Raw genomic sequence first — 26,149 nt, 5'->3', positions numbered from 1 at the left:
GGCCGACTGACCCCCGTCGAATTCGAGACCGTCATGATCGCACCGGCCCTCCAGGCCGCGTGACCGAACCTGTCACCCGAACCTGCACCAGACCCTACTGCCCTTTGAGGCTGTTCCCGCGGAAGTGAGCCTCCTTCGGAGAGCCGCCGTGGCGCAGCTGGACCGATGGGGCATGCCTGCGGCCGCCGACGAGGCGGAACTGCTCGTTACCGAGCTGGCGACCAACGTGGTCAAACATGTCGGCGAAGGCGCCTCGGCGACTCTGATCATTGAGCTGCGCGGTGAGCGGTTGCGTCTCGAAGTGCACGACAAGAGTCGGGTCCTGCCGTCACCGAATACGGCGGACTGTTACTCGGAGTGCGGTCGGGGCTTGCATCTGCTCGTGGCGTTAGCGGTGGATTGGGGCACGGTGTTGACCGCGACAGGCAAGGCGGTCTGGTGCGAGATCTCGATCAATCCCGGTCAGGCGTGCCGAGGCCTGGAGCGCGCCGTCGAGGCGCTGGAGGGTTACCGGGGCTCCAGCCGCGAGGCTCGGCTTCGGGGGAGTGGGCGCCATATCGGTCTTGAGGAGTCAGCGGTGGAGCTGATCGCGGATCTACTCCACTGGACCGCCGCTCGCGGCCTTGACCCGGACGACATCCTCGACCGTGCGCAGATGCATTACGAAGCCGAAGCGGACGCCGCCTAGTGGGACGGCGTTCAATCAGACTTCCGCATCTGCCTTCGAAGGTCGGCGGGGGTGCGCCAGGATTCTCCGAGGAAGCTCCTGTGGCACATGCGATGGCAGTTCTCGCACAGCAGGGCAAGATCTGTGATCCGGGTCTCCGTCACACCCGATATGTGGAGAGGCAGCCTGTGGTGGACCTCGATGTACCCGGCTCCCAGCTCGCCGTAGGCGGTGGTGAAGTCGAACGAGCACACTTCACAGTGCAGAGTGCTGCCCTCCTCCAGGACTGCCCGGATCTTCCGGTCGCGCAGAGGCCTGCTCCGCTCGCGGTGGAGGGCCCAGCGCGTGAGGAGCCGCCCCTCGCGTGCCGAGTCCGTTTCGCCTTCCTGGACGGGTATGTCCATGATCTCGGCAGATGCCATACCCGCATGCAGGGCTTTGGCGGTGGCAAGCATCTCGCCAGGACGGTCTGTGAAGTCGGCCACCACTTCACTGGTCAGCCGGCCGCCCTTCATGAGGGCTCCGTCGTATTCGGCCCTGGCTGTCACGATGTTGCCCGTCTTCAGGCTGACGCTGCCCGGGGAGCGGAACTTCGGATCCGCCGCCGCGCCATCGTGCAGTGGCAGCTGCCTGAGGAGCTGGGACAGGTCCCGCACTTGCTGGTCGGTCGTCCGAAGCTCACGCCATTCGTTTTCCGCAACGAGCGCACAGGCCAGCACCAGCTCGTCCCGCGTCCAGTCGATTCTCGCCACAGCGGTATCGTACGAGTATTCGAAATTGCCCACGCTGCTGGTGACCGAGGTGGGTCAGAGGATGCCGCACACTGGTGGGTGCTGCCGTGTCGAGTCGCAATGTCAGTGGGTCGTGTCACCCTCTGTGATGGCTGCCGTATGAGGCGTCACTGGTATTCGTGCAAGAGGAGGGGTCATGACCGAGACTGACCAGGGCTATACATCGATCGAGATCTGCGCCGGCGCTGGCGGGCAGGCGATCGGGCTGCACATGGCCGGTTTCAGGCACCTTGCCCTCATCGAGATCGACAAGTACGCGGCGGCGACCCTGCGTGAAAACATCGAGGTGCATCCGAAGTGGGACTGGGAGCGCGCCAACTGCGATGTGCTCTGCCAGGACGTGGTGGAGTTCGACCCCGCGCGCGACTTGGTGAAGAGTGCCGGTCTCTACAAGCGTGGTGAGGTCGACCTGCTTGCTGGGGGTGTGCCGTGCCCGCCTTTCTCTCACGCTGGCAAGCAGCTCGGTGAGGACGACGAGCGTGATCTTTTCCCGCGCATCCTGGAGCTGGCCGAACTCATTCGCCCTCGCGCAGTGATGATCGAGAACGTCCGCGGACTCATGGACCCCAAGTTCGACGACTACAGGACTCGGATCCGGGCCAGCCTTGAGGGCATGGAAACCGACGAGGACGGGCTTCCTGGCTACGAGGTCGTGGCATGGAAGGTCTACGAAGCGGAACAGTTCGGTGTTCCGCAGCTTCGGCCGCGCTCGATCCTCGTCGCCTTCCGTAAGGATGTGCTGAGGGATCTGAAGTACGAATCTCCTTCGCCCAATGCCGAGACGGTATCGGTCTATGACGCGCTTAAAGACACGATGCAAGACCGCATTGCACCGTTTTTGAAGGGGGCCAAGGCAGTCGAGGCCCAGAAGGTTTTCGACGATTGGGCGGACAAGGCTAAGAAGGGCGTGGCTCCCACGCTCGTAGGCGGTTCCAAGAAGCACGGAGGCGCTGACCTCGGTCCCAGCCGTGCGAAGGATGCATGGAAAAAGCTAGGCGTTTCGGGCCTGGGTGTAGCCAACGCGCCAGTGGGCGGTCAGCCGAGCGGCACTGAGAACCGCGATCTGTTCCGTCCCGGGGGGCCCATGCTCACGGTTCGCCAGGCCGCGATCATTCAGGGGTTCCCGATGTACTGGGAATTCACGGGAGGCAAGACGGCCCAGTACCGACAGGTCGGAAACGCGTTCCCGCCTCCCGTCGCACAGGCCATCGGTGAATCGATCATGGAAGTGCTCAAGGCGGACCGCAATCGCACCGTCAGCCAGTAACTGAGGGCGGCTGAGCCGCGGCGTGCATAAGCGGTGTCGCAGCTCAGCCGTCCGTCAGGACGGTCGGCTGTTCAAGTGCGCGAGCAGGGCATGGATGTCATCGGCATCCATGCCCAAGCCCGTGGTCTCCTCCTCCTGTAGGTCGCCTAGCTGGCGCACCGCCGGGTCATCGAGCACGCTGCCCAGGAAGTTCAGCTTCTTTTCGAGGCGCACGGCCACGATTTCATCGATCGTGCCCCGGGCCGCCAGCACGGTTACGCGCGTCTCGGTACCTGGGGGCAGCCCCAGCCGGTGAATACGGTCAAGGCTCTGGAGGAAGCGGCCGGCCATGAAGTCGCGGTCCACGTACACGGCGTCATGACAGACCTGATGAAGGCTGATCCCCTCGCCCAGGGTCGCGGGGTTGGAGATCAGGACCATGCACGATGGGTCCTCACGGAAGCGGCTGAGCTCAGCTTCCCGGTCCTGGGTGGCGCCGTGGACGGAAGCCGGGGAATGCGGCGCCAGTAGCTCCTCCAGGGTTTTCTGGCTTCGGATGAACCCAGTCCAGACCAGTGTCTTGCGGCCGGCCCGCGCGTTCTTCGCGACAATGCGAACGGTTTCCTCGTATTTGGGCGACAACTCATGCTGAGGGAGCCGCTGAAGCAGTGCGTGAAGCGAGTCGTCATCTGAGACGTCAAGCGCCGGCAGCTGAAAGGCGAGTGCTTCATAGGGGGTGTCGCTCGGGGCCAACAGGGCCGGGCTGATTGCGGCCATGAGCGTGCGCATGGCTGCCTTCCCGAGTGAGGCCAGGTCACCTCGACGTGCGGACGGATCTCCCTTGAGCGCGTTGTACAACTCGCGGTGCAGTGGGGGGAGATCGACATAGCGGACGATGGGTTCAAAGGGAGGGAGACCCAGCTCCTTCTTCGTCGTCCGAGTGAACAGCGGGCGCAGGGCCTGGCTGGCGTAAGCGAGATCCCCGCCGCTGACTGCTTCGACGACGAGTTGCTTGCCGCGTCCTGGCCAGACGAACGAGAGCAGGCTCTCCAGATCCCGGGCGCCGTTTGGAGCTGGTGTCCCGGTGAGGATGAGGCGCCGCTGGGCCAGCGGGCCGAGTGAAAGGCAGGCGGAGCCGTAGGTGCCGCGGGCCCCGAGTTTCATGCGGTGCGCTTCATCAAGCACGAACATCGCCGGGACCGTACGCAGCCATTCTGACAGGTGGCCGACGGAACCAGCCAGACGTTCGTAATTGACCAGGACCACGTCGGCTTCAGGATCAGGGAACCCCGTGTCCATGACCGAGGTCAGCAGAGGTTCCTTGAAGCAGACCTCACCTTCGAATTGCCAGGCTTCGTAGGCGGGCTTGGGGCATACGACGAGAAGGCGCCGGACTTCTCCTCGCTCCCGCAGGGCGCTGAATACCGCCAGTGCCGTGCGCGTCTTACCAGCGCCGGGGACGCTGAAGTTCGCGCCGTGGCCCAAGGACAGCAGCTCCCCGATGTCCCGCAGCTGAAACGAAGTGAGGTCTGCCTGCCAGCCCGCGTCCAGCAGGGCGGGCACATCATCCGGTGCGAGCCGCACCTGCTCGGAACCGGTGGGCGAGGAGCTGAGCCTGGACTGCACGGTCTCGGAGTCATCAAGGACGCCGGTAACCAGGCTGGCCAGCGCAGGCTCCCACTCGACGTCAGTGTGGGGCCAGTTGGCCAGCTCGCCGATGGAGAACAGAAAGCTGTCCAGGTCGGCATCGGAGGTCAGCGGGCCGCGCTGGCTACCTGGAGTCAGCCGGGTGGCCAGCATCCCGAAGTCCCCTTCCAGCCCTGGCCGGGCACGGAGTACCGCCCGCGTCCTGGTGATGTCGAAGGTGATCCGGAGAGAGGGGAGGTTGGAGTGCGTCATCGCTCGTCTGCCACAGCTTCACGCAGCCATGACAGGCCTTCCCCTGGAAGCTGGATGCTCTTTGACGCTTCGACTGACACCCTCGACAGAGCCTGCCTGAGTGTGAGCAGAGCGTCATCGAAGGCGCCTTCGTCCAGGCTGTTGTTGCCCCTCGCCAGCGCCAGGTCTGTGACGCACTGCTGAAGTTCCTTAACTGCCGCACTGACACGGTCAGGGGCCGCAAGTCGCTTCTTTCGGTCGCGGTCCACCTTGTGGACGTCTTCAATTGAATCTTCGAAAACGTCTCGGAGCGAAGTCACGGAGCTGTTGGCGGCGGTGAGTTCTTCGGCGGTCGCGGCGGAGACAGACTTCTGTGTGGCTTTAGCCCTGAGGAGCAGGTCGGTGAGCGCACGGGCTCCGGCTGTTTCGGAACTCGGTGCCGGCACGGAGCGATTGAGGCCGGGGATAGAGACCACCTTGGGGGCCTCTGGGGGCACTGTGGTGAACCCTTTAGGCAAGTAACGTTCCAGGTATTTTTCCCGGAAGTCGGTGCGGATTTTACGAATGTCGGTCTTGGCGAAATCGAGGACAATCGCCGCCAGCCGGTATTCGAGAAGAGTGTCGGCCGCCTCCTTGTTCCTGGCTTTCTCCTTCACATAGGTCCGGTAGAGTTCGGCGAAGCTCTCCTTGGCGTCCTCGAAGTCCATGAGGCGCAGTTTGACCTGGCCGTGCTCGCTGCGCTTGACCAGGTCACGCAGCTGCCCCAGAACCCATGTGTCCCGTTCCAGCGCCGGCGTTGAAGTGTGGAACAGCTTGGCGATGGCAGCGAGGGGCAGCTCTTGGGCGATCTGTTCCTCAATAGCCATCAGCTGATTGACGTAAGAGTATTCGCGTCGCCGGTCCGGCCGGAGCTGCAGCGACAGTTCAACGGACCGGATATCGTCCCAGGTGCAGCTGGCCGGAAGAACGCCTACGCGGATGTACTGGACACCCAGCTCCTTGAGAGCGGCCCGGCGGGTGTTGCCGTTGACGAGAACACCTTCACGGGAGATGAGACCCGGCTCGTTCTGCCGATGGTCGCGCAGGCTCTCCTTCAGCTTGTCGAAGTCCGGATCGCGCTGGCGGGGATCAGCCGGCATGGAAGTCAGCAGATGGTGCAGATAACTCTGGCCGACGTCCGACCAGTGGTCCTTCGTCAGTGCCTCTTCCCGCACCGGGTCATAAGCGCGCTGTGCACTGATCCTGTGGGTGGCGGGGTTGTAGTAGAGCTGGTCCACGGGCATGTCGATAACTTCGACGTGGATGGGGCCGCCCCGGAACTCCACGCGGAGCGTTTCAGGAACTGCGCCGCCTGCACGCAAATCCTTGAGCCGCTCTTCGATCTTGACGCGGTTCTCATCCGCGATTGGGGGGACGCCGAAGTCTGTCGGCATGTGTACCTCTCGTAGCTGGAGCGAGCTGTGGAAACGGCCGAATCAAGCGTTGGTGCGAGGGCGCTTAACTCAGGCCTTCGCGGAAGGCTTCGCGTGCCTCGGCCGGCAGTGCCCGGTACTTCGCCCAGACGTCCTCGGCGGAACTGAAGGTCCGGGCGTCCTGCTTGATCCAGGACTTCAGGATGTCGAGTTCGAACGCCGGAAGCGAGGCGGCCTCCGAGAGCAGCGCCGGCACGTCGTACGTGGAACCGATACCGCCGACTCGGCAGCGGTTGCATTCGACGACGTACTGCTGGGCCTTCGTGCCATTCGGCAGCCGGACCTCACGCTTGGCCACGTCGAGCTGGGCTGTGACCTCCGAGTCGGCGTACTTGTCTCCGGGGGTGGCACCGCACGAACTGCACTTGTGGTTGTAGGTGGCCAGCAGCTCCCGGCGCTGGTTCACCGTGATCGCGCTCTTCGGACGAGTGCCGCGGCCCGGCTCCCATACGGCTTCACCGCGCTGGACGTAACGCTGTTCGTTGGCGTCGAGGTCGATGTCCTCGCGCTTGGTGTCGATCTTCCACCCGAAGTCGCGGAGGTCCCGCATGCGACGGTCGATCTGCGCCACGTCCGGGAAGGCGTCACGGAGCTCCGTCTTGGTGAAGACGTTCCCCTCGCCGACCACCTGGACGAGCCAGAGAGCGGCGCGCTTCATCGTGCCCAGTTTGCTGTCCTGCCATGAAGGCAAGGCCGTGCTCATCTCCACCTCGCAGAGCCTGAGCGGGCCAGCCCGACTGCGTGTCAGGGCAATTGGAGCCTGACAGTGGCCCGCTGAGCACAACGGAACCTCAAGCCCGTCCGAAAGAGAAGTGGCTGGGTGTCCAGATGAGTATCCGGACACAGCTGGGGAGTTAGTTGGGGATGGGCGGAGGCACACTGTCGTCAAAAGCTGCGGTGGGGTGGGACAGAAGGAGCTGGCGTGCCGCGATCGGGTCGCTTCAGGGAGTTGGATGCCGGAATACCGGAGGAGAGAAAGGCCCTCGCCAGGGCCTTGCGCAGCTTGATGAGGGTGGTTGGCCTGTCGCTGAGGCAGACGCATGCCGAGCTGGAAAGACGCGACTGTGGCTGCGATACGTCGGCGAGCGCACTCTCCGACCTGCTCAACGCGCGCATCCACAAGCCAAAGCGCGAGGTGATCCGCGCGCTCTACGAACTGGTGGAGACGGCCGCGCGGACGAGCGGCGCCTCCATGCCGGTCACCTGGGAAGAGCTCGAGGACCTCTGGGTGAAGGCATGCGAACCGCCGGCGGCTTTGTGCGCGAGCTGCCAGCGCACTGTGTTGCCGGTCCCCCTGGCGCAGGAGGACCGGCAACACGTGCAAGAGCAATGGCCCACCGCGCTGGCCCTGTTGGACATGAAGCAGAACAGAAGGGCCGAGGATGTTGCCGGCATCCTGCGGCACGTTGGTGTGACAGGCGAGCCGGCGGAGGTGGCTCATGCGGTGGCCGCGTGCAGGGCATGCGGGCTGGGTTCTGAGGCCGACGTGATTCTCCGGTATGTGCAGACCGGGCGTGACGAGCGCCAGCTCGCCGAGATTGCCTATGAGTTCATGCGGATCGAAGACAACGTCATGGCCCAGCGAGTACTCAGGATGTGTCTGGCCCTGTAGGAGCGTTCGCCTTGCTGGTAGAGGAGACTGGACGCCTGGATATCACCGCTTGGCGGATCGCTTCACTGCATTCTTCCGCTGGCTCGTGTTCCCAGAAACGCAGGACGAGCCAGCCGGCTGCCCGCAGGCGCTCGTTTGTATCGCGGTCACGGGCCATGTTCCGGGCCACTTTGTCGGACCAGTAGCCGGGATTGGTCTTTGGGGAAACGTAATGCTCAGGGCATCCGTGCCAGTAGCACCCGTCGATAAAGACAGCTACTTTCGTGGGCCGGAAGACCATATCGGCGGTGCGGCGAAGGTCGGACAGCGGGCGAGCCGCGACTCGGTAACGCAGACCCTGAGCGTGCACCAGCCGGCGGATAAGCCGCTCCGGAGTGGTGTCCCGGCTTCGGATCGCCTGCATGTTGCGGCGGCGTGCGGCAGACGAAGCCCAGGACCCTTCAGGCGGTACCCAGGTGGTCTCTGACGGATCTGGTTCTGAGTTGGGAGTTGTCATCTGTGGTGATTTACCAGGTGGACAGGGTTGGTGGCAGTGTTCCGTAAGGGAGGAGGCGGCCTTGTTCGATGATCTCGTCGAGGTCGTCCCTTTGCTGGCTGCTGCCGACAGCGGCAACCGCGGCCTTCAGGGCGTCGAGTGCTACGTGATAGATGGCATCGGCTTCTCCGGTCCCCCGCGCGATCGAGGCGATCCGGCTGGGCATCGGCTCCGCGGTCACCACCATCAGGTGCGGCAGCCGTCCACGCCGGTGCCTGATCATTTGGAGGAACTCGTGGCGCACATTTTGCACGCGATCTGACCTAATTGTCCACTTGCAGGATACTGCAGCATGCAGATGGAGGCGGGCTGTGGAATCGGCCGCAGGGCTCTTAACGCCTACGGTCACATCAGGTTTGATGATGTAATCGCGGCCTAGGTCGACACGGAGGGTGGCGTTCTTGCGTACCGCTTCGGCGACTCTATTCAAATGCTCGTACTGTGCGAAGTCGGCCACTGTCTTCTTGTGATCCACGTGCCATGAGCGCTTCGGGGCTAGGAGGGGCAGTGCCGTTTTCAGGTGATCGCAAACGGCGTGCTCCAGTGCGGGGCCAAGACTCTCGGGGGTATCGGGAAGCACCGCACCGGACTCCACCCCCAACGCCTCAAGCATGTGTCCTGCGAGCAGCTTTGATGTATTGCTGTCGGAGTCAGCGGTGTTCGGGACGAGTTTCCCGGTCTTCTCCAGCTTCTTCCAGCCGAGGAGGCGGGTGGCGAAGGGTGCGTGCATCGTCAGTCCTGTCTGGTGTGTGAAGGCAAGGGCGGTGCGGACTCAACGGGGTCGTCCGACTGGGCGAGGACCCATTGCTTTCCGTCCAGGACGGCCACGGGGTCGTCCTGGTGATGGGCCCGTGCGCTGACCACTCGGGCGCTGACGAACTCGCCTTCCTCCGGGAGGGGGAGCCCCAGCTGGGCGGCGATCTCGCGGTGGCTGGCGTAGTCGCCCATGATGAGGATGCCCTCCGGCCTCAGTGCCGACCGGCTGCCGCCATTGCCGCGGACTCGCTTCATGTAGTCCTTCTGCTGGGCCACGGTGCGCACCACGTTGCGGCCGATGCGTCGCTTCTGGGCGCGCCGGAAGAGTTCGTTCAAGCGGCGTTGGCCTGAGTCCGACGCGAACACGGCGGCCCGGTCCGCGGTGTTCATATGGAGGAGTACGTTCTCTGGAAGGGCTTCATCGCGCCACAACCACCGGATCTTGTCCCGGTGTTCAGCCTTGATTGTGAGCTTGAGATCACGGTTGTTCCCCGTGTTCAGCCACTCGTGACGTATCCGGACAAGCCCGATGCTCCAGAGGGACTTGTAGTCATCCGCCCAAGCCAGCAGGCAGAGGTGGTCCATCGCCTCGGGAGGAATCATCCAGCTGCCGAACTGCTGGGAGTACTTGCAGTCCACGTCGACGCCGGCGATCTGGTAGTCCATGGCGTCGCCATCGGCGAACCTGAACTCACGCTGGAGATTGATCTCCACGAGAGTTCCCGCATGGGTCTTCTCGGTCTTGAAGAGCGTCTTCCAGTCGTAGCGCCCGGTGACCTCGCCGTTGAGCAGCTGGTCGATGGTGTCGCGGAGGACCCTGGCAAACCGTCGGCCCGTAGGGTCCTGCGCCATGATGCGGTCGTAGACCCGGTCCAGTTCAGGATCCACCCCGGCCGCCAAGTTCGGTAGAGCGACCGAAACGGCGGCCTTGATGTCGGCCTCTTCGAAAGGAAGCATGTTCTCCCCGTTGGTGAGCGATCCGCTGCGTGCAGAGCCCTCGCGCTTTAGCCCGCGTTGACGATAACCGCGTCTGGACGAGTGGAGTCCTTGGTTCGGAAGCGCACGAGCTGCTTCTTCGTGTCGATGGCTGCCTTCGGCGGAATCACGGTGAACGCCATGATGACGCGGTCAGTTGCCGCAGTGCCCGTCGTGGCGACGGCTTTGACCTCATCGTCCTGGGCGGCTTCTACGACGGGATACAGGAGCACTATGCCCTGCGTCGCTCCGAGCGCGGGGAAGCTGTCTCCCGTGGAGGCCAAGTCAGGCCGTTCGATCAACTGCTGCGCGAACAGGCGGTGTTCCAGGCCTGAGATACGGCCGAAGGACTGCTTTCCAGACTGGCGGCTTCGGCGGAACAGGGAGAACGGTCCCTGGCCCAGCACAGTCGCCTCGATCCGGTTGTGCTGTGTTCGCTGCGGAGCGATGACCAGCCAGTCGTCAACCTTGGCCAGGCGGCCGTCAAGCTGGGACAAGTAGGTCAGGTGCGGGGCGAGAACGTTGCCGTCCTCCCACTCCAGCGAGCTCAGAACGGAAAGGAGCTGAGCGTGCGGGATGAGCGTGGTTGCCGCCTGGAAGCTGCGGGGCAGGGGCGAAGTCTCGTCCGGCCGCAGAACGCAGGTCGCTGAGGTGCCGCTGAGTGCCGCGAGGACGGACTTCCAGCGCTCGGTGTTGCGCGAGGTCAGTACAGCGTCCTGCGGGTAAGCGGCCGGCTCGATCGGTTTGCCCGGCGACCGCACCTCCACCAGTTCCGCGTTGAACATCTTGTTCCGGGCCGACGGCTTCACCCAGGGCAGGTGCTGGGCGACCAGGGGCGGGATCTGGGCGGGGGTGACCTGGGGGCGGCCGCCCACCAGTGGGGCGTAGCGGGCCAGTTCGTCGCGGAAGAGCTCCTCGTCGCGGCAGATCGCCTCGAACGCCTCGTACAGGTCGACGGTCTTGGCGTTGCGGCCGCGGCCGAGGGCCTCCTCGCGGCCGATGTACAGCCGCACCAGGTCCCGGTAACCGGGGCGGAAGCCGAACCAGCGGCCCATCTGCATCAGGGTGTCGGCCTGTTGGGTCGTGCGGCGGTAGTACGTGATCGTCAGGCCCTCGACGGTGAAGCCGCGCGACAGCTTGGTGCCGCCGACGAGGATCTTCCAGACGTTCGGGGTGCGGTCGAAGTCCAGGTCGGGCTGGGCGTAGTCGCGCTCGCTATCGCCGTTCACGACGATGACCGGACTGCCGCCCTGATTGATCAGCTGGCAGGCTCGGGAGACGTGCGGTTTCAGGTCTGCGTAGGTCTCGGGGGTGGGCAGGGAGCCGTCCGCATGGGCGCGGAAGTCCCTCTCGAAGAGGGCCGCCAGGCGGGTGTGGCCATCCCCCTTGTAGGCGGAGTTGTGCCACATGGTGTTGATCCGCAAGGCGAGGGCTGCGTGCTCGGCCATACGGACCGACTCGTGCACCAGCATGGTGTGGTGCCGGAAAGGTTCGGATGGAACGCCGTGCTTCTCGCGGTATACCTTCAGCGCGCCCGTGAGCACGAACGCGTCCAAGGCCTCCTGGAGCCGGTCACCCGTGCTGTCGCAGATGCCCCGGACGTGCTTCTTCTCGGCTTCGCCCTCGTCGCCCTCGAAGCCGTCCAGGTCATGGAAGTCCTGAACGCCCATGTAGTCGGTGGGCCGGGGCAGGGAGATCAGGAAGTCTCGCGGGAACAGGTCCTCCTCGTCGCCCGGGTCGATGAACACGTTGGCGAACGGGGTCGCGGTGTAGCCGACGTACTGCGCGCGGGGAAGCAGCTTGAGCAGGGCACTGATCTGGCCGTTGATCGCCGTGCGCGTGACCTTGCCGTCCTCCCACTTCTTCGGGTCCGTGGTGTTCACCGAAGCCTGGTCCGACTCGTCGTCGATGATCAGGGCCGGGATCTCGCCGAGGATCGGGCCGATCTTCTTGAGGTCCTTGACCAGCTTCTCCAGCACCGACTTGTTCTTCTTCACGACCATGATCCGCGCGCGGGCCGCGTGCAGGTTCGCCGGGTCGTGCAGCGGGCGGGTGCGGTCGGGCTTCTCGAACTCCAGCGCGCTGATGCCGCGTTCCAGGGACATGTAGTCACGGTCGCGGGAGGTCAGACGCTCGATGTCGAAGGCGCCGAGGTCGGAGGGGCGGGCGCCGAAGGAGACGAACTTGGCGGGCCAGTCCTCGTCGTCCTGGTAGTCGATGCCGACCAGGGCGTCCGGGTCGGCCGGGTCGGCGGCGCCGAGGATGTTCTCCTGGCCGATCAGCTCCATGTCGAGGCGGCGCTGGGTCTGGCCGCGCAGCAGGTTGAGGGTTCCGCCCAGGACGATGATCAGGCGGTAGCCCGCGTCGATGGCCTTGGCGGTGACACCGGTGAAGTTGGCGGTCTTGCCGGACTGCACATAGCCGACGACGAGTCCGCGCGCGCCGTAAGAGGTGTCGCTGGTGGGATCGGCCAGCCGCTCCACGACCGCGTGGGCGGCTTCGTCCAGGCCGGAGACCGCTGCGTCGGGCCATCCCTTGCGGCGCAGCAGACGCTCGTACGACGCCCAGTAGAAGGAGCGGTTCGCCGCGTGCTCCCTGGTGTACCAGGGCTGGAAATCGCGGCTGATGGTGACAGGACCCGGTTCCGTGTGGACCGGGACGGCGGCGTCGAACGCCTTGCTGAGATCCTCGTCCAGCGCGAGCTTGCCGTAGACCTCGGCGCGGCGCTCCGGGGTGCGTGCCGCGGTGGCCGACCACGAGGGGGACTGCTCGAAGTCCCAGGCGGTGAGCTTGCGGCGCCAGAGGGCGAGCAGGTCGTCCCCGGGGGCCGCGGCCAGGACGCGCTCGTGGAATCCGGCCACGTCCGTGTCCGCCGGCTCGTCGTCGTCGGCGAGCGCGAAGGCGAGCTTGGCGAAGTGCTTGGGGCCGCGCCGGCTCATCGCGTCGAGCACCTCGCCGTGGAGGTCGGTGAGGCGGTCGGGAGCGGGCGCGTTCTCGGCGGTCACGGTGGTCGGTGGCCTCTCTGGTGTGCGGGAAGGTACGGGGGAGGGCCGTGGACTAGTCCTCGCCGCGGGCGAGTTCGGCCCGTACCGCGGCGACGAGCACGCTGTTCCACAGGGCGACCTTGTCGGTCTGGTTGGCCCAGACCCGTTCCTTCTGGAAGATCTCGTTGAGCATCAGGTAGAGAAGGCTCTTGAGGACCGGGGCGTCGTTGGAGCCTCCGCGCCGGTCGCCGTTGAAGGCGTGCCGGTAGTCCTTGTTGAGGACGACCAGGCGCTCCTTGTGGTCGATCGTGAAGAGCAGCTCGGCGGGGTCGACGTCGGCCGGTACGTCGAGCCTGGCCCAGACGAAGGTGATGGGGTCGTCGCCCTCCAGCTGCGGCAGTTCGTCCCGCAGCGTCCGCTTCAGTTTGGGGTCGATGCCCTTGCCGGGCGGGATGACGGCCACGCGTCTGACCTCGGTACGCCGCTTGGCGGCTTCGCGGTAGGCCGTCTCCGCATCACGGACGTAGTCGGCGAAGGTGTGGCCGGTGTCGGTGTCCACCGCCTTCTCCAGACCTCGGGCGAACGCCGGGGTGACCTGGACCCCGTCCTTCTTGACGGTCAGGGAGAACACGTCGTTGGGCTCGGACGGCAGATCCAGGGCGACCCTGGCGAGGGCGAGGTGGCCTTCCGGGCTGCGGGTGTCGTTCCAACCGCCGGCCTGGACGAGGCGGTCGTTGCGGTAGAGGTAGAAGCCTTGGCGCTCGGCGAGCGGGCCGATGCCCCGGTAGGCCACCAGCGGAGACTTGGGCGGCCATATGTGCGCGGTGAGCGGGACGTCCCCGAGGCCTTCGACGGGGGCGGTGTACGTACGGGGATAGCCGGGGCGGCCCGGAATCCGGTACCCGAACGGGTCGATGGGCTCGACGCCGCGGTGGTCCAGTTCCTCCCGGGTGTGGACGTCCTCGACGACGATGTCGATGTGGAAGCCGTCGCGGGCGAGGAAGCGGTGGAGGTGGAGACCGAGGTGGGTCTCCAGCCGCTCGATCGCGTCGTTGAGATAGCGGTCGGTCTGGCCGGCGGTGATGGTCTCGAAGGCGCGGACCTGGTCCCAGCGCACGATCGTGCCGTGCCAGCCGATGATCCCGTCGTAGCGGTCGACCAGGTCCTGGCAGTACGTCGCGTCGACGATGTCGCAGGTGAAGTCGGCCTGCGCACGGGCGGTGAGCCAGCGGCGGCCGGTCGACGGACTGCGCCTGGTCCGGCTGATGACGGTGAGCGCGTCGGCGTGCGAGAGGGAGGCGGCCTTCAGCCCGGCGCCGAAGTGCCCGAGGGCCCCGACGGCGTACTTCTCGCGCCCGCCGACGGTCATCGCCGTGTCCAGGTCCGCATCGTCCATGCCGTGGCCGTCGTCGATGACGAGCAGGCCGACGAGGCGGTCCCGTCCGCCGCGTTCACCCGTGTCCCGCAGGAAGCTCACGACGACGTTGCCGGCTCCGGCGTCGATCGAGTTGTCGATCAGGTCCGCGATGGCCGCCTCGAAGCCGTAGCCCTGGTGCGCGAGCGATTCGAACGACCTGGCCGTCGGGGCGAGTCGCTTGCTTCCGCTCGTGGGCACGTCGAACTGCCAGTCGGACGACGGCTGGTAGGGCGGCATACGTGGTCCTCGCGGGCAGGGACACGCCCGGGATGTGTGCGGGCATGCCGGTTCAGCAGATCAGGTGTGACGTTAGCGTGAACGAGTTGTGGAGGAGTAACGGGGCCGACACAAATACGAACGCGGCCCCTGGATTTTCCAGGGGCCGTATTTCAAGGGGTTTGACGCCGTCGGTCTCAGGCGTCCTGGGCTCCGTGACACTCCTCATAGGAGGATCCCGACCCGCACCAGCACCCCGCCCCCCGCTGCGGCGGCCACGCCACTGCCAGGCCTCGGGCCGCCAGGGTCGTCGCGTACTGGGGGAGCAGGGTCGTGTCCGCGGGGGAGGAGGCCTCCGAGGCGGCGAAGGCCTCGTAGGAGGGGACCGTGGCGGTGACGATGCCGAGGTTCGGGGTGCCGGAGCCGGCCAGTTCGCGCAGGGAGGCCTCTATCGTCGCCAGGTGCTCGTCGTGCGACGGGTACTCGGTGGTGAGGTCCGGGTACGCCGTGGTCAGTTCCGTGAGCTCGGGGGCCGACCAGTGCAGGACCGCCACCGGGAACGGGCGGGACAGCGCCTCGCGGTAGGCGCCCAGTTCGGCCTGGAGGCGGATGATCTCGGCCTGGAGCTCCGCCGGGTTGTCCGAGCCGAGGGACCAGACCCGCTTCGGGTCGTGGAGTTCGTCCAGGGAGATCGGGGACGAGTGCAGGGTGTCGGCCAGCGCGTCCCACTCGTCGTGCGCCGCGCCCAGCATGCGGCGCACCCGGTGGCGGCCGAAGAGGAGGGGGAGCGTGGAGTAGGGGGGTTCCGGTACGTCCGTCAGGAGCAGGGTCGTTCCCTCGGTGAAGGTGTCCTGTGCCGCCTCCAGCTCGTCGTGCGACTCCAGGGCCTCCGCCACGATCACCCAGGGGGCCGGGTCGCGCGGGGCCGCGGCCCTGACGCCGTCGATGATCGCGCGGGCCTCGGCCTCGTGGCCGTACTCCCACAGGTTCGACGCCTTGAGGGCGCGGACGAGGTACGGCTTGTCCAGGGGAGTGTCCGAGGCGAGCAGGCGGTCGTAGAGGGTGGTGGCGCCGGGGCGGTCGCCGGCCAGTTCGAGGTGGGCCGCGGCCTGCAGGAGCAGGTGCTCGGCGTCCTCCGGGTACAGGCCGGCGGTCCGCTCCAGGCGAGCCGCTTCGGCGGTGTGGTCGACGTTCTCGGCAGGCGTGTCGGGGCGCATGGGGGACACCGTACTGCCGCCGGGCCGCCAAGGAGAGAGACCTGCAGGCCAGAGACACGGGAGTCCCCGAGGGCGTCTTCGGGGACGCCTCACCGGCTGTCGGGTGCGGCCTCAGGCCCGCCTCACACCGCCACCCCGTCCACCTGCAGCGTCTGCACCGACCCGGCCGGGAACGGCACCGCCACCGACTTGCCGTTCAGGTAGGTGTCCGCGTGGGAGGTGTAGAGGTCGCCGCCGCCGGACGTCAGGGTGTTCCAGCGGGGGACCAGGCCGCCCGTGCCGCCGGAGACCGTGGTGAAGCGGGAGAGGTCGAAGGTCAGGGTCTGGGCGGAGGTCCCCTTGTTGGCCGCGACGATCACCAGGCGTTTCGCCGCCGCGTCGTGGGCGGCCACCGCGTAGTCCACGCCCGTGTCCACGATCGTCATGCCCGGGCGGATGTGGCGGCTGAACTGGGCCATCACATAGAGCTTCGTCTCGACCGCGCCGGCCGTCAGGGTGCTCGCGTCGTACTTGACCATGCCCCAGCCCGCCGTGGGGTCCATCACCTGCCAGTAGACCCAGGCGGTCGGGTGCAGCCAGCGGAAGTCGAGGAGGAGGTTGCTCGCCAGGGTGAGGCCGGTGCCGTCCCCGTCGCCGTACTCGGAGTTCCACAACGCCTTGCCGGAGGTGGTCACGGCGTCCGTGTAGAGGAGGTCCCGGCGGCCGCCCGAACCCTGGTAGCCGTGCACGTTGACCCGGTTGACCAGGGCCTTGGTCGTCGAGCCGAAGGAGCTCCATGTCGTACGGGCCAGGTCGTAGCTCGTCTCGTCGGACGCGGAGATCCTGGTGGCCGTCAGACCGCGCTTGTCCAACTCGCTGCGCAGGTAAGGGAGTACGGCCGACTGGACGGTCGCGTCCATGTGGCAGCCCTCCTGGGTGCCGGTGGACGTCCACCAGCTGGAGGAGGGCTCGTTGAACGCCTCCACGGTGGCGAAGTCCACGCCCCAGTTCGTCTTCGCGTAGAGGGCGACCGCCGCGAGGTGGGAGGCGTGCTGGCGGTAGTTCCAGGACTGGAGGTTGTTGCCGCCGCCGGACGCGCCCGACGGGTTGTGGTTCAGGCACATCCACCACATCGGGGAGTTGGCGAACAGCTCGCTCGTCGCGCCGCGCGCGGTCGCCTTGGTGAGGGCGGCGCGCTGGGTGGCGTCCGCCGTCCACTTCCAGGCCGACGACGTCGGGTCCTCGTTGTTCCAGTCCTGCCAGTAGCCCTCGATCTGCTTGAAGGAGGGGATGTTCGCGGAGGCGGTCATGGTCTCGCCGCCCACGCTGTTCCAACTGCACGCGCCGAGGTTGTAGCGGGCGATGGACAGGCCCAGGCCGGGTCGAGAAACACCGTTGTACGTCGTCGACCTGGTGGTGAAGAAGAGGTCGGCGAAGTCGTCGCGGGCGCCGAAGACATTGGCCCACCACGCGAGCGAGGTGCCCCACCCCTCCCATGTCCCGTACTTCGTCGCCGGGTTGACGGCGATCGTCGCGTCGGCGTGGGCCGTGCCGGTCGCCAGGGTGCCGCCGAGGACCGTACCGCCCGCGGCGGCCAGGAGCGTTCTGCGTCGGATCATGGCTGGCCTCTCCGTCCGTCTCGGCTCAACTCGTGCTCAATGCAATGGAGTTGGCCGTATCTGTCGACTCGACTTCGAACTCGGTCGCCGGGGTGTTCCCGCCGGCGCTTGCCTGTCCCGGTGATGCCATCAGGAAGCATCGGGTGTGGCGCCTGAGGTTGTCGAGGGTTGTGACAGCCCTTTCTCAAACCGGTGGAGGAAGGTTCGGCGGAGGGGTTCCGGGGCGCGTCCGAGGGGGTTGGTGCGGACAGGGGCCGCGCGGGGCTGGTGAGTTGGCGGGGTGACGCCTATCGTGCGCCCGGCGAAGGGGGCGTACGGATGCGGGCTCCGGGGGTCGTGCACCACGGCACGTGGCGACGGCGGGCGGCGTACCGGCGAGCGCTCTGGAGCGGTGCCGAGGTGCTCGTCACCGTCGGGGTGGTGCTGCTCCTCCTGGTCGCGCACCAGCTGTGGTGGACCAACCGGCAGGCGCGGCACGGCGCCGAGCGCAAGGTGCAGGCGCTGGAACGGGAGTGGGGGACCCCGGCCCAGGGGGACGCCGCCCCCGACGCGAGCGCCGGTTCGGGCACGGACGGCGGGGGGAGCGGTGACGGGAAGGCCACCGGGGGACAGGCGGCGGGGCGGCAGGCCGCGTCCGGATCCGGGGGTGGCAGTGGTCAGGCGCAGCCCCGTTGGTCCCAGGCCTACGCCGTCCTCCGTATTCCGCGGCTCTCCCTGCAGGTGCCGGTCGCGGAGGGGGTCAGCAAGACCGGCGTTCTCAACAAGGGCTATGTCGGCCACTACAAGGGCACCCAACAGCCCGGCCAGGCCGGGAACTTCGCGCTCGCCGGGCACCGGAACACGCACGGTGAGCCGTTCCGGTACCTCCCGAGGCTCCGGCGCGGTGACACCATCACCGTCGAGACGAAGGCCGCCGTGTACACGTACACCGTCGACCGGACGCTTCCGCAGACCTCCGCGCGGGACGTCGGGGTGATCCGTCCGGTGCCGCGCAGCACCGTCCGGCCGTCGTACGGGTACAGCCGGCCCGGGTACTACATCACGCTCACCACGTGCACCCCCGAGTACACCTCCCGGTACCGCATGGCGGTGTGGGGGAAGCTCACCTCCGTGCGGCCCCGCTGACGGGCGCCGGGCGGCCTCGCCGTGCCGCCCCGGCCTGCGTGCGGCACGGCACCCGGTCTCGCGACCGTGCCTCCGTCGGCTCAGTCCCGGTCCCGCAGGGCCAGGACGCTCGCCGTACCCAGGACGGCCAGCCCCGCCGACACCATGATCGCGACGTTCGCGCCGTGTGCCGGTCCGCCGGTGGTGGTGACCAGGGCGATCGTGAGGGCGACCCCGGCACATGAACCGATGTAGCGGAAGGTCTGCTGGGCGCCCGAGCCCATCGCCGTGCGGGTCGCGGGCACGGATTCGACGGCCAGCAGCGGCAGCGCGGCGTTCAGCAGACCGCTGCCCACCCCGGAGAGCACGAAGCCCGGGAGCAGACGGAGCCACGAGCCGGAGCCGATCGCGCCGAGCATCGTCAGGACGCCGGCCGCGTGCAGCGCGAAGCCGAGGGCGAGCTGATGGGGGTGCGAGACCCGGCCGGCGAGACGGCGGGCCTGGAGGGCGACGGTGAAGGAGAGGCCGGACCACAGCAGGAACAGCCACGCGGTGTCCATGGCGGACATCCCGAGCGTCCGCTGGAGCAGCGCAGGCAGGAAGCTGAACAGGCCGATCACCGCGAGGCCCGTGAAGAGCCCGCCCGCCGACGAGGCGAGGAAGCGGCGGTGCCGGAGCAGACCGAGGTCGATCATGGGCGTCCCGCTGCGGTGCTCGACGGCGACGAACACGGCCATCAGGACGAGGAACGCGGCCAGCAGCAGGCCCACCGGCGCGCGCAGCCAGCCGTCGCGGCCGAGCGTCAGCGCGGCCACCAGCGACACCAGCGCGAGGCCGAAGGTCAGCGCCCCCGCGAGGTCGGGCCGGCCGCCGCGCGGCGCGCGGGACTCGGACAGGGCGCGGGTTCCGAGGAGGGCGACGAGCAGGGCGGCGGCGCCCAGGACGGCGTACGCCATCCGCCAGTTCCAGCCGGCGATCGCGCCCGCGAGGAGCGGGCCCGCCGCGATACCGCCGCTGACGAACGCGCCCCACACCCCCGTCGCGCGCAGTCGCCCGCGCGGGGACGGGAAGGCGTGCACGATCAGTCCCAGGCTGCTCGCGAGGATCGCCGCGCTCGCCGCTCCCTGCGCGATGCGGGTCAGGGTGAACAGCCAGGTGGAGCCCGCGAGCGCGCCGAGCGCGGTGGTGAGGCCGAGGGCGACGGTGCCGGCCAGGAAGATCCGGCGGCGGCCGTAGTCGTCCGCGAGGCTGCCCGCGACCAGGAGCAGCGCGGCCAGGCCCAGCGGGGTGCCGTTGAGCAGCCAGGCCTGGGCGGAGACCGAGGTGTGCAGCGCGGCCGCGGTGTCGGGGAGCGTGACCATCGGTGCCGTGTACGTCATCAGGGCGACGGCGGTGGCGGCACTGGTGAGGGCGAGGGTCGGGGTGGCCCGCGGAGCGTCGTGCGCGGCAGAGGCCTGCCGGGCCCCGGCCGTGTGCGCGGCAGAAGCCTGCCGGCTCCCGGCCGTGTGTGCGGGCTGCGTCCTGGTGTCGGGCCGGTCGAGCCGGGTCATGGCCTGCCTTCGCTTCCCTGGGTCGGTTCTGCCGGACGGGCGGTCCCGCAGAGTGGATAGGTTCAGTCATTGAACCTTGCGTACGGGTAGACCGTACCACCCGGGTTCGGTCAATGAACCGACGTGTCGGAAAGTGGCTACAGTGGAGCCATGGCTCTGGGCAAGGACTACGCGACGCAGGAGTGCTCGATCGCCCGCGCGCTGGAGGTCGTCGGCGAGCGCTGGACGCTGCTCGTCATCCGCGACGCGCTCTACGGCGTACGGCGCTACAACGACTTCCTCGTGCACCTCGGCATCCCGCGGGCCGTGCTCGCGGCCCGCCTCCAGGCGCTCACCGCCGAGGGGATCCTCGAGAAGCGCCGCTACCGGGAGTCGCCGCCGCGGGACGAGTACGTCCTGACCGACCGCGGGACCGCCCTGTGGCCCACCCTGCGCTCGCTCGGCCTGTGGGGCCGCGAGCACTTCGGCGAGAGCCGCCTGCGCTATTTCCGGCACGCCGTCTGCGGCACGGAACTCGGCCCGTACGGCGAATGCCCCGCCTGCGCCGTGGTCGTGCCCGTCCCGGACGTCGAGATGACACCGGGCCCCGGACTCGACCGGGACCCGGTGGATCCGGTCAGCCGGGCCCTGCTCGCGCCGAGGCGACTGCTGGAGCCCGTCGACACGGATCGCGGTCCGGACGGTGTGGCGGATGCCGCGTCCGGTTCCGGGCGGCCGGTGGAGAACCATCCTGTATAACGAACGGAGGGAGACGCGCACCCCGTACGAGCGGACGCGCACCACGTACGAGAGGAGGAGCGGTCGATGACCCGGACCTGGGCCGACGCCCGCCCCGCCGCCGTACTGCTGCTCCTGCTCCTCGAGGTCGCGCTGCTCGACACGGGCAGCCTCACCGCCACCGTCGCGTTCGCCGCGACGGCCGCCGCCGGGTCGGCCTTCGTCGCCTGCTCCCTCATCGTGGCGCGCTGCGCGCCCGCCGTGCCGCCCACCCGGGTCCGTACGACCATCCGCGACCGCGACCGCCGCACGGCCTTCCTGCCGCAGCGCGATCCCGACGCCAGCGGACGGCCGCGCCCCAGGGCGCCCGGACACGCCCTTCCGGCGACCGCGTAGGGCACCCCCTTCCCGGTGACGGTCCGACGACCGTCCCGGACGGCTCCGCACTCCTGGTGACTCACCCCGAGACTTCCGGTGACTCACCCCGAGCGGTACTTCGTCACGGGTGACCCGGCGCGGGTCGTCATGCCGCATTCCGTACCACTCCCGGCACGACGAGACCCCCGGAGGGCTCACGCATGTCCACGTTCATGTCCGTTTTCGCGCACCTGGTCGAACACATCGCCGACCTGCTCCAGCCGCTGTTCCACACCTCGGCCGCCGCCGCGGCGATCGTCCTGTTCACCATGCTCGTACGCCTGCTCGTGCATCCCCTGTCGCGGGCGGCGGCGCGCGGACAGCGGGCCCAGGCGGCGCTTCGGCCGCGGATCGCCGAACTGAAGAAGGAGCACGGCAAGGACCGCGAGAAGTTCCAGAAGGCACTGATGGAACTGCACGCCGAGGAGAAGGTGTCGCCGCTGTCCGGATGCCTGCCCAGCCTGTTCCAGATGCCGGCCTTCTTCCTCCTCTACCACCTGTTCTCCAGCTCGACGATCGGCGGCGAGGCCAACACCCTGCTCGGGCACAAGCTGTTCGCCGCGCCGCTCGGGGGCCGGTGGGCGGACGCGCTCGGCGACGGCGGACTCTTCGGGCCGGCCGGCCTCGTCTACCTGGCCCTCTTCGCGGTCGTCACGGTCGTGGCCTGTTTCAACTACGTGCGCACGAAGCGGACGACCCCCGTCGCCGCGCCGGTGGCGGGCGAAGACCGGAGCGAGGGCGAGCAGGCGACCGCGGCGGCGCTCGCCTCCGTCGGCAAGATCATGCCGTTCATGTCCTTCTTCACGCTGTTCACCGTGGCCGTGGTGCCGCTGGCAGCCGCGCTGTACGTGGTGACCAGTGCGGCCTGGAGCGCGGTGGAGCGGGCGGTGCTCTACCGGGACATGCCGGGGGCGATGCCCGCCGCGGCGGCTCTCGCCTGACGGCGCCGCCGCTCTTCGCCGGCCTTCGCCGGCGGTCCGGTCCGTGAACGGGGTCTTGCGGACTGGACGGTGAGCTTGGAGGATCGCACGGTCCTCCGACGGCCACACCCCTCGGTCGACGGCCCGCCACCGAGGGAGATGGTGACCATGAAGCTGCTGCGAGTCGGTACGGCCGGGGCGGAGCGGCCCGCGCTGCTCGACGCCGGGGGGACCTTGCGGGACCTGTCGGGCCTCGTCGCCGACATCGACGGGGCGTTGCTCTCCGACGACGCGGCGCTCGGCCGGATCCGGTCCGCCGAGGCGGCCGGTGAGCTGCCCGCGCTGGACCCGGACGGACTGCGCGTCGGACCGCCGCTGGCCCGGATCGGCAAGGTCGTGTGCATCGGGCTGAACTACCACGACCACGCCCGGGAGACCGGGGCCGAGCCGCCCGCCGAGCCGGTGATCTTCTTCAAGGCGGCGGACACCGTGGTCGGGCCGAACGACACGGTGCTCGTGCCGCGCGGGTCGGTGAAGACCGACTGGGAGGTCGAGCTGGCCGTCGTCATCGGCCGGACCGCCCGCTACCTGGAGTCCGGCGAGGAGGCGCTCGCGCATGTCGCCGGGTACGCGGTGGCGCACGACGTCTCCGAGCGCGCGTTCCAGATCGAGCGCGGCGGGACCTGGGACAAGGGCAAGAACTGCGAGACGTTCAACCCGCTGGGTCCGTGGCTGGTGACCGCGGACGAGGTGCCCGACCCGCAGGCGCTGCCGCTGCGGCTCTGGGTGAACGGGGAGCTGAAGCAGGACGGGACGACGGCCGAGCAGATCTTCCCGGTCGCCGAGGTCGTCCGGTACGTCAGCCACTTCATGACGCTCTACCCCGGTGATGTCATCAACACCGGTACGCCCGCCGGGGTGGCCCTCGGGCGGCCCGAGCCGAAGCCGTATCTGCGGGCGGGGGACGTCGTGGAGCTGGAGATCGACGGGCTGGGGCGGCAGCGGCAGGCACTCGCCGACGCGTGAGCGCTCCGCTTGGTTCGCGGGTGGGGTGCGCTCCGGTCGGGGTTCTCTTTTCGGCGCGGGTGCGTCGTGGTCGCTCGCGCAGTTCCTCGCGCCCCTGGCGGGGCTTCCCCGCGCCCCTTGTGAGGCGCGGGGAACCGGGGTGCTACTCGGCCAGGAACTTCTCCAGGGCCTCTACGACCATCTTGTGGTCCTCCACCTGGGGCAGGCCCGAGACCACCACGGTGCCGATGACGCCCGCGCCCGTCACGGTGATCGGGAACGCGCCGCCGTGGGCCGCGTACGTGTCGGGGTCGAGGCGCGAGGAGTCCTCGAAGGTCGTGCCCTTGGCGCGGAAGCGCGAGCCGACCAGCAGCGAGGAGCAGCCGTACCGCTCGACGACGCGGCGCTTGCGGTCGATCCAGGCGTCGTTGTCCGGGGTGGAACCCGGCAGCGCCGCGTGGAAGAGCTGCTGGCCACCGCGGCGGATGTCGACGGCCACCGGCGCCTCGCGCTCGCGGGCGAGTCCGACGAGGAGCGTGCCGAGAGCCCAGGCGTCGTCGTGGGTGAAACGCTGGAACGTCAGCCGGCGCTCCTGCTCCTCCAGCTCGGCGATCTCCGGTGCGGCGGGCGTGGTCACAGGGACACCGCCACGGACTCGCGGGCGGAGCGGCGAGCGGCCTCCAGGACGTCGAGGGCGGCGGCGGCCTCGTGGGCGCTGACCGGGTTCGGGCCGCCGTCACGGATCGCGGCGGCCACGGCCGCGTAGTACGCGGGGTACGCGCCCGCGACCGTCGGCTCGGGGCGTCCGCCGCCGGTCTGCGGGGACTCGCCGGAGCCGACGCGGCCCCACAGGGCCTCCGGCTCGACGCCCCACTCGGTGCCGGCGCCGGGACGCCTGCCGTCGCGCAGGTCGGCCTCCTGCGGGTCGAGGCCGTACTTGACGTAGCCCGCCTGCGAGCCGAGGACGCGGAAGCGCGGGCCGAGCTGGGCGGTCGTCGCCGAGACGTACAGGTGCGAGCGGACCCCGTTCTCGTGCGTGATCGCGATGAACGTGTCGTCGTCGGTCAGCGCGCCCGGACGGCGGACGTCCGACTCCGCGTACACCGAGGCCGCGGGGCCGAAGAGGACGAGCGCCTGGTCGACGAGGTGGCTGCCGAGGTCGTAGAGGAGACCGCCGATCTCCGTCGGGTCGCCGGACTCGCGCCAGCCGCCCTTCAGCTGCGGGCGCCAGCGCTCGAAACGGGACTCGAAGCGCTGGATGTCGCCCAGCTCGCCGTCGGCGAACAGCTTGCGCAGGGTCAGGAAGTCGTTGTCCCAGCGGCGGTTCTGGAAGACGGAGAGCAGCAGACCGCGCTCGTCGGCCAGGGCGGCCAGCTCGCGGGCCTCGGCCGCCGTACCGGCGATGGGCTTGTCCACGACCACGGGGAGGCCGGCCTCCAGGGCGGCGGTCGCGATCGGGACGTGGGTCTTGTTCGGGGACGCGATGACGATCAGGTCGAGCTCGTCGGCACGTGCCAGGAGTTCTTCGGGGGTGGCGGCGAAGCGGAGTCCGTCGCCGAACTCGGCGCGGGCCTGCGCCTCGCGCTCCGGGTTCGAGGTGACGACGGTGTCGAGGGCGAGCCCCTCCGTCGTGGCGATCAGCGGGGCGTGGAAGACGGAACCCGCGAGGCCGTAGCCCACGAGACCCACGCGAAGGGGCGTACCGGTACCAGTCATGCCTGTCATGCGTCCTACTTTCGCAACGCTGTTGCCAAAGTGCAAGCGCGGGAGACAATGGGCGATGTGAAATGGACCGATGCGGGTGGGGGCGGGATGCAGAGGATCCCCGGGAATCCAGGTGTACCCCGGACCTCGGGCGTTCTCGCGGACGAGGGCGGGGCCGGGGGCGCCGGTGTCTCCGGGGTCTTCGCGCACCAGGGGGTGCCGGGGAGTCCGGGAGGCGGTGCCGGTGCGGGCGCCGGGACGGCCGGGGTGAACCTGCCCGCCCTGCGCAGCCACAACGCCGCGCTGGTGCTCGATCTGCTGCGTACGGCGGGGACCTCCGGCATCAGCCGCCTGGAACTCGCCGAGCGGACCGGGCTGACCCCGCAGGCCGTCAGCAAGATCACCGCGCGGCTGCGGGCGGACGGTCTGGCGACGGAGGCGGGGCGCCTCGCGTCCACGGGCGGCAAGCCCCGCACGGTGCTGCGGCTCGTGCCCGAGGCGGGGCACGCGGTCGGGCTGCATCTCGACCGGGACGAACTGACGGCGGTGCTCTGCGATCTCACCGGAGCCGTGGTGGCCGAGCGGCGCACCCCGCTGGACCTGGGGGCCGGGGCCGACGCGGTGGTCGAAGGGGCGGCCGGGGAGGTCGCGGCCCTGCTCGGCGGGGTGTCGCCGCTGGGCGTGGGGGTCGCGCTGCCGGGGCCGCTCGACCACACCCTGGGGGTGCTGCACCGGGTGACGGGCTTCCCCGAGTGGGACGGGTTCGCCCTGCGGGAGGCGCTGGCCGGGCGGCTCGGGCTGCCCGTGGTCGTGGACAAGGACACCAACGCGGCGGCGCTCGGGGTCGCGGTGGGAACCGGCTCCCGGCCCGGCCCCGCCCCCGTCGCGGGCGGCGGGTCGTTCGCCTATCTGCATCTGGGGACGGGACTGGGCGCGGGGCTCGTGATCGGTGGGGTCGTGCACCGGGGGGCCCGTACCGGGGCCGGGGAGTTCGGACACCAGGTCATCCAGCTGGACGGGCCGCTGTGCGAGTGCGGGAACCGCGGGTGCATCGAGGTGCTGTGCCTGGAGGCGGTGGCGCGGGGGACCGTGGCCGAGGCGGCCCGGGTGCTCGGCGCCGGGGCGGCGAACCTGGTGGGGCTGCTCGACATCGACCTCGTGCTGCTGGGCGGGCGCACGGTCGCGGCGCACGAGGAGGTCTTCCTCCGGGGGGTCGGGGCCGTCCTGGAGGAACGGGCCCGGCGTGAGGGCGGTGGGGCGGCGGTGCCGGTCCGGCTGGCCCCCGGCGGAGCGCGCGGGGTGGCCGAGGGCGCGGCCCAGCTGCTGCTGGCCCCGCTGTTCGGGCGCGGGGAGGGCTGAGGGCCGAGG

General features: G+C 68.8%; 23 protein-coding genes. 9 read left to right on the top strand and 14 right to left on the bottom strand.

What is annotated here, in order from left to right; genetic code table 11:
• Positions 1 to 82: 82 nt before the first annotated feature.
• Complete coding sequence (locus ACH4S8_RS13360; protein WP_398393188.1) at positions 83 to 688, top strand: ATP-binding protein; 606 nt, start codon at positions 83 to 85, stop codon at positions 686 to 688.
• 11 nt (positions 689 to 699) lie between these two features.
• Here the strand turns inward: ACH4S8_RS13360 and ACH4S8_RS13355 are convergent, their stop codons facing one another.
• Complete coding sequence (locus tag ACH4S8_RS13355; protein WP_398393138.1) at positions 700 to 1,419, bottom strand: HNH endonuclease; 720 nt, start codon at positions 1,417 to 1,419, stop codon at positions 700 to 702.
• A gap of 175 nt (positions 1,420 to 1,594) precedes the next feature.
• Here ACH4S8_RS13355 and ACH4S8_RS13350 point away from each other — a divergent pair, with 175 nt between their 5' ends.
• Positions 1,595 to 2,725: a DNA cytosine methyltransferase gene (locus ACH4S8_RS13350; protein WP_398393136.1), complete on the top strand. Its 1,131-nt coding sequence runs from the start codon at positions 1,595 to 1,597 to the stop codon at positions 2,723 to 2,725.
• Positions 2,726 to 2,779: 54 nt separating this feature from the next.
• Here ACH4S8_RS13350 and ACH4S8_RS13345 read toward each other — a convergent pair whose 3' ends face one another.
• The 3 genes from ACH4S8_RS13345 to ACH4S8_RS13335 form a co-directional block, all read right to left on the bottom strand.
• Positions 2,780 to 4,603, bottom strand: coding sequence for a DEAD/DEAH box helicase (locus ACH4S8_RS13345; RefSeq protein WP_398393134.1), 1,824 nt, complete (start codon positions 4,601 to 4,603; stop codon positions 2,780 to 2,782).
• Positions 4,600 to 6,015 (bottom strand): ParB N-terminal domain-containing protein, encoded by a 1,416-nt coding sequence (locus tag ACH4S8_RS13340; RefSeq protein ID WP_398393132.1) that lies wholly within the window; start codon positions 6,013 to 6,015, stop codon positions 4,600 to 4,602. Before ACH4S8_RS13340 ends, ACH4S8_RS13345 begins: the two co-directional genes overlap by 4 nt.
• A gap of 64 nt (positions 6,016 to 6,079) precedes the next feature.
• Positions 6,080 to 6,745, bottom strand: a complete 666-nt coding sequence (locus ACH4S8_RS13335) for a hypothetical protein (protein ID WP_398393130.1) — start codon at positions 6,743 to 6,745, stop codon at positions 6,080 to 6,082.
• A 231-nt stretch (positions 6,746 to 6,976) separates the two neighbouring features.
• Between ACH4S8_RS13335 and ACH4S8_RS13330 the strand changes: the two genes are divergently transcribed.
• Positions 6,977 to 7,666, top strand: coding sequence for a hypothetical protein (locus ACH4S8_RS13330; RefSeq protein ID WP_398393128.1), 690 nt, complete (start codon positions 6,977 to 6,979; stop codon positions 7,664 to 7,666).
• Here the strand turns inward: ACH4S8_RS13330 and ACH4S8_RS13325 are convergent.
• The 7 genes from ACH4S8_RS13325 to ACH4S8_RS13295 all read right to left on the bottom strand — a co-directional run bounded on the left by ACH4S8_RS13325 (position 7,644) and on the right by ACH4S8_RS13295 (position 17,364).
• Positions 7,644 to 8,069, bottom strand: a complete 426-nt coding sequence (locus tag ACH4S8_RS13325; RefSeq protein WP_398393126.1) for a very short patch repair endonuclease — start codon at positions 8,067 to 8,069, stop codon at positions 7,644 to 7,646. The two genes, ACH4S8_RS13330 and ACH4S8_RS13325, sit on opposite strands and share 23 nt — an antisense overlap.
• A gap of 103 nt (positions 8,070 to 8,172) precedes the next feature.
• Complete coding sequence (locus ACH4S8_RS13320) at positions 8,173 to 8,931, bottom strand: NgoMIV family type II restriction endonuclease (RefSeq protein ID WP_398393124.1); 759 nt, start codon at positions 8,929 to 8,931, stop codon at positions 8,173 to 8,175.
• A 2-nt stretch (positions 8,932 to 8,933) separates the two neighbouring features.
• Positions 8,934 to 9,914 (bottom strand): NaeI family type II restriction endonuclease, encoded by a 981-nt coding sequence (locus tag ACH4S8_RS13315; RefSeq protein WP_398393122.1) that lies wholly within the window; start codon positions 9,912 to 9,914, stop codon positions 8,934 to 8,936.
• A gap of 47 nt (positions 9,915 to 9,961) precedes the next feature.
• Positions 9,962 to 12,871 carry a Z1 domain-containing protein gene (locus ACH4S8_RS13310; RefSeq protein WP_398393186.1) on the bottom strand — a complete coding sequence of 970 codons (2,910 nt, stop codon included), beginning with the start codon at positions 12,869 to 12,871 and terminating at the stop codon, positions 9,962 to 9,964.
• A gap of 118 nt (positions 12,872 to 12,989) precedes the next feature.
• Positions 12,990 to 14,570, bottom strand: a complete 1,581-nt coding sequence (locus tag ACH4S8_RS13305) for an ATP-binding protein (RefSeq protein WP_398393120.1) — start codon at positions 14,568 to 14,570, stop codon at positions 12,990 to 12,992.
• A 176-nt stretch (positions 14,571 to 14,746) separates the two neighbouring features.
• A complete protein-coding gene (locus tag ACH4S8_RS13300; RefSeq protein WP_398393118.1) occupies positions 14,747 to 15,766 on the bottom strand; it encodes an SEC-C domain-containing protein in 1,020 nt (339 codons plus the stop codon).
• 122 nt (positions 15,767 to 15,888) lie between these two features.
• Complete coding sequence (locus ACH4S8_RS13295; protein WP_398393116.1) at positions 15,889 to 17,364, bottom strand: beta-1,6-galactanase; 1,476 nt, start codon at positions 17,362 to 17,364, stop codon at positions 15,889 to 15,891.
• A gap of 318 nt (positions 17,365 to 17,682) precedes the next feature.
• Here ACH4S8_RS13295 and ACH4S8_RS13290 point away from each other — a divergent pair, with 318 nt between their 5' ends.
• Positions 17,683 to 18,489 (top strand): class E sortase, encoded by an 807-nt coding sequence (locus tag ACH4S8_RS13290; RefSeq protein WP_398393114.1) that lies wholly within the window; start codon positions 17,683 to 17,685, stop codon positions 18,487 to 18,489.
• Between the two features lie 80 nt (positions 18,490 to 18,569).
• On the opposite strand, the gene ACH4S8_RS13285 is transcribed toward ACH4S8_RS13290, so the two are convergent.
• Positions 18,570 to 20,018: an MFS transporter gene (locus ACH4S8_RS13285; protein WP_398393112.1), complete on the bottom strand. Its 1,449-nt coding sequence runs from the start codon at positions 20,016 to 20,018 to the stop codon at positions 18,570 to 18,572.
• A gap of 150 nt (positions 20,019 to 20,168) precedes the next feature.
• Here ACH4S8_RS13285 and ACH4S8_RS13280 point away from each other — a divergent pair, with 150 nt between their 5' ends.
• The 4 genes from ACH4S8_RS13280 to ACH4S8_RS13265 all read left to right on the top strand — a co-directional run bounded on the left by ACH4S8_RS13280 (position 20,169) and on the right by ACH4S8_RS13265 (position 23,098).
• The gene (locus ACH4S8_RS13280) at positions 20,169 to 20,756 is read left to right on the top strand and encodes a winged helix-turn-helix transcriptional regulator (RefSeq protein ID WP_398393110.1); all 588 of its coding nucleotides are present in this window, start codon (positions 20,169 to 20,171) and stop codon (positions 20,754 to 20,756) included.
• Between the two features lie 66 nt (positions 20,757 to 20,822).
• On the top strand, positions 20,823 to 21,131 hold the full coding sequence (locus ACH4S8_RS13275; RefSeq protein ID WP_398393108.1) for a DUF6412 domain-containing protein: 309 nt from the start codon (positions 20,823 to 20,825) through the stop codon (positions 21,129 to 21,131).
• Between the two features lie 194 nt (positions 21,132 to 21,325).
• Complete coding sequence (locus ACH4S8_RS13270; RefSeq protein WP_398393184.1) at positions 21,326 to 22,093, top strand: YidC/Oxa1 family membrane protein insertase; 768 nt, start codon at positions 21,326 to 21,328, stop codon at positions 22,091 to 22,093.
• Between the two features lie 147 nt (positions 22,094 to 22,240).
• A complete protein-coding gene (locus tag ACH4S8_RS13265) occupies positions 22,241 to 23,098 on the top strand; it encodes a fumarylacetoacetate hydrolase family protein (protein WP_398393106.1) in 858 nt (285 codons plus the stop codon).
• 142 nt (positions 23,099 to 23,240) lie between these two features.
• Here ACH4S8_RS13265 and ACH4S8_RS13260 read toward each other — a convergent pair whose 3' ends face one another.
• Together ACH4S8_RS13260 and ACH4S8_RS13255 are read right to left on the bottom strand one after the other, a co-directional pair.
• On the bottom strand, positions 23,241 to 23,714 hold the full coding sequence (locus tag ACH4S8_RS13260; RefSeq protein WP_398393104.1) for a heme-degrading domain-containing protein: 474 nt from the start codon (positions 23,712 to 23,714) through the stop codon (positions 23,241 to 23,243).
• Positions 23,711 to 24,802: a Gfo/Idh/MocA family oxidoreductase gene (locus tag ACH4S8_RS13255; RefSeq protein WP_398393102.1), complete on the bottom strand. Its 1,092-nt coding sequence runs from the start codon at positions 24,800 to 24,802 to the stop codon at positions 23,711 to 23,713. Before ACH4S8_RS13255 ends, ACH4S8_RS13260 begins: the two co-directional genes overlap by 4 nt.
• 87 nt (positions 24,803 to 24,889) lie before the next feature.
• Here ACH4S8_RS13255 and ACH4S8_RS13250 point away from each other — a divergent pair, with 87 nt between their 5' ends.
• Positions 24,890 to 26,140: an ROK family protein gene (locus ACH4S8_RS13250; RefSeq protein ID WP_398393100.1), complete on the top strand. Its 1,251-nt coding sequence runs from the start codon at positions 24,890 to 24,892 to the stop codon at positions 26,138 to 26,140.
• Positions 26,141 to 26,149 lie beyond the last annotated feature (9 nt).

It is taken from the genome of Streptomyces sp. NPDC021080 (assembly GCF_044333225.1).
Classification (GTDB): Bacteria; Actinomycetota; Actinomycetes; order Streptomycetales; family Streptomycetaceae; genus Streptomyces.
Note: the sequence above shows the minus strand (reverse complement) of the source record. Positions and strands in the feature narration are given on the sequence as shown.

What these genes read in the sequence shown, in the direction of transcription:
- ACH4S8_RS13350 (WP_398393136.1), top strand. Translation starts at nt 1,595, where the DNA reads ATGACCGAGACTGACCAGGGCTATACATCGATCGAGATCTGCGCCGGC.
- ACH4S8_RS13340 (WP_398393132.1), bottom strand. Translation starts at nt 6,015, where the DNA reads ATGCCGACAGACTTCGGCGTCCCCCCAATCGCGGATGAGAACCGCGTC.
- ACH4S8_RS13345 (WP_398393134.1), bottom strand. Translation starts at nt 4,603, where the DNA reads ATGACGCACTCCAACCTCCCCTCTCTCCGGATCACCTTCGACATCACC.
- ACH4S8_RS13320 (WP_398393124.1), bottom strand. Translation starts at nt 8,931, where the DNA reads ATGCACGCACCCTTCGCCACCCGCCTCCTCGGCTGGAAGAAGCTGGAG.
- ACH4S8_RS13270 (WP_398393184.1), top strand. Translation starts at nt 21,326, where the DNA reads ATGTCCGTTTTCGCGCACCTGGTCGAACACATCGCCGACCTGCTCCAG.
- ACH4S8_RS13295 (WP_398393116.1), bottom strand. Translation starts at nt 17,364, where the DNA reads ATGATCCGACGCAGAACGCTCCTGGCCGCCGCGGGCGGTACGGTCCTC.
- ACH4S8_RS13250 (WP_398393100.1), top strand. Translation starts at nt 24,890, where the DNA reads ATGCAGAGGATCCCCGGGAATCCAGGTGTACCCCGGACCTCGGGCGTT.
- ACH4S8_RS13285 (WP_398393112.1), bottom strand. Translation starts at nt 20,018, where the DNA reads ATGACCCGGCTCGACCGGCCCGACACCAGGACGCAGCCCGCACACACG.
- ACH4S8_RS13280 (WP_398393110.1), top strand. Translation starts at nt 20,169, where the DNA reads ATGGCTCTGGGCAAGGACTACGCGACGCAGGAGTGCTCGATCGCCCGC.
- ACH4S8_RS13290 (WP_398393114.1), top strand. Translation starts at nt 17,683, where the DNA reads ATGCGGGCTCCGGGGGTCGTGCACCACGGCACGTGGCGACGGCGGGCG.
- ACH4S8_RS13310 (WP_398393186.1), bottom strand. Translation starts at nt 12,871, where the DNA reads ATGAGCCGGCGCGGCCCCAAGCACTTCGCCAAGCTCGCCTTCGCGCTC.
- ACH4S8_RS13305 (WP_398393120.1), bottom strand. Translation starts at nt 14,570, where the DNA reads ATGCCGCCCTACCAGCCGTCGTCCGACTGGCAGTTCGACGTGCCCACG.
- ACH4S8_RS13275 (WP_398393108.1), top strand. Translation starts at nt 20,823, where the DNA reads ATGACCCGGACCTGGGCCGACGCCCGCCCCGCCGCCGTACTGCTGCTC.
- ACH4S8_RS13325 (WP_398393126.1), bottom strand. Translation starts at nt 8,069, where the DNA reads ATGCAGGCGATCCGAAGCCGGGACACCACTCCGGAGCGGCTTATCCGC.
- ACH4S8_RS13315 (WP_398393122.1), bottom strand. Translation starts at nt 9,914, where the DNA reads ATGCTTCCTTTCGAAGAGGCCGACATCAAGGCCGCCGTTTCGGTCGCT.
- ACH4S8_RS13255 (WP_398393102.1), bottom strand. Translation starts at nt 24,802, where the DNA reads ATGACAGGCATGACTGGTACCGGTACGCCCCTTCGCGTGGGTCTCGTG.
- ACH4S8_RS13265 (WP_398393106.1), top strand. Translation starts at nt 22,241, where the DNA reads ATGAAGCTGCTGCGAGTCGGTACGGCCGGGGCGGAGCGGCCCGCGCTG.
- ACH4S8_RS13300 (WP_398393118.1), bottom strand. Translation starts at nt 15,766, where the DNA reads ATGCGCCCCGACACGCCTGCCGAGAACGTCGACCACACCGCCGAAGCG.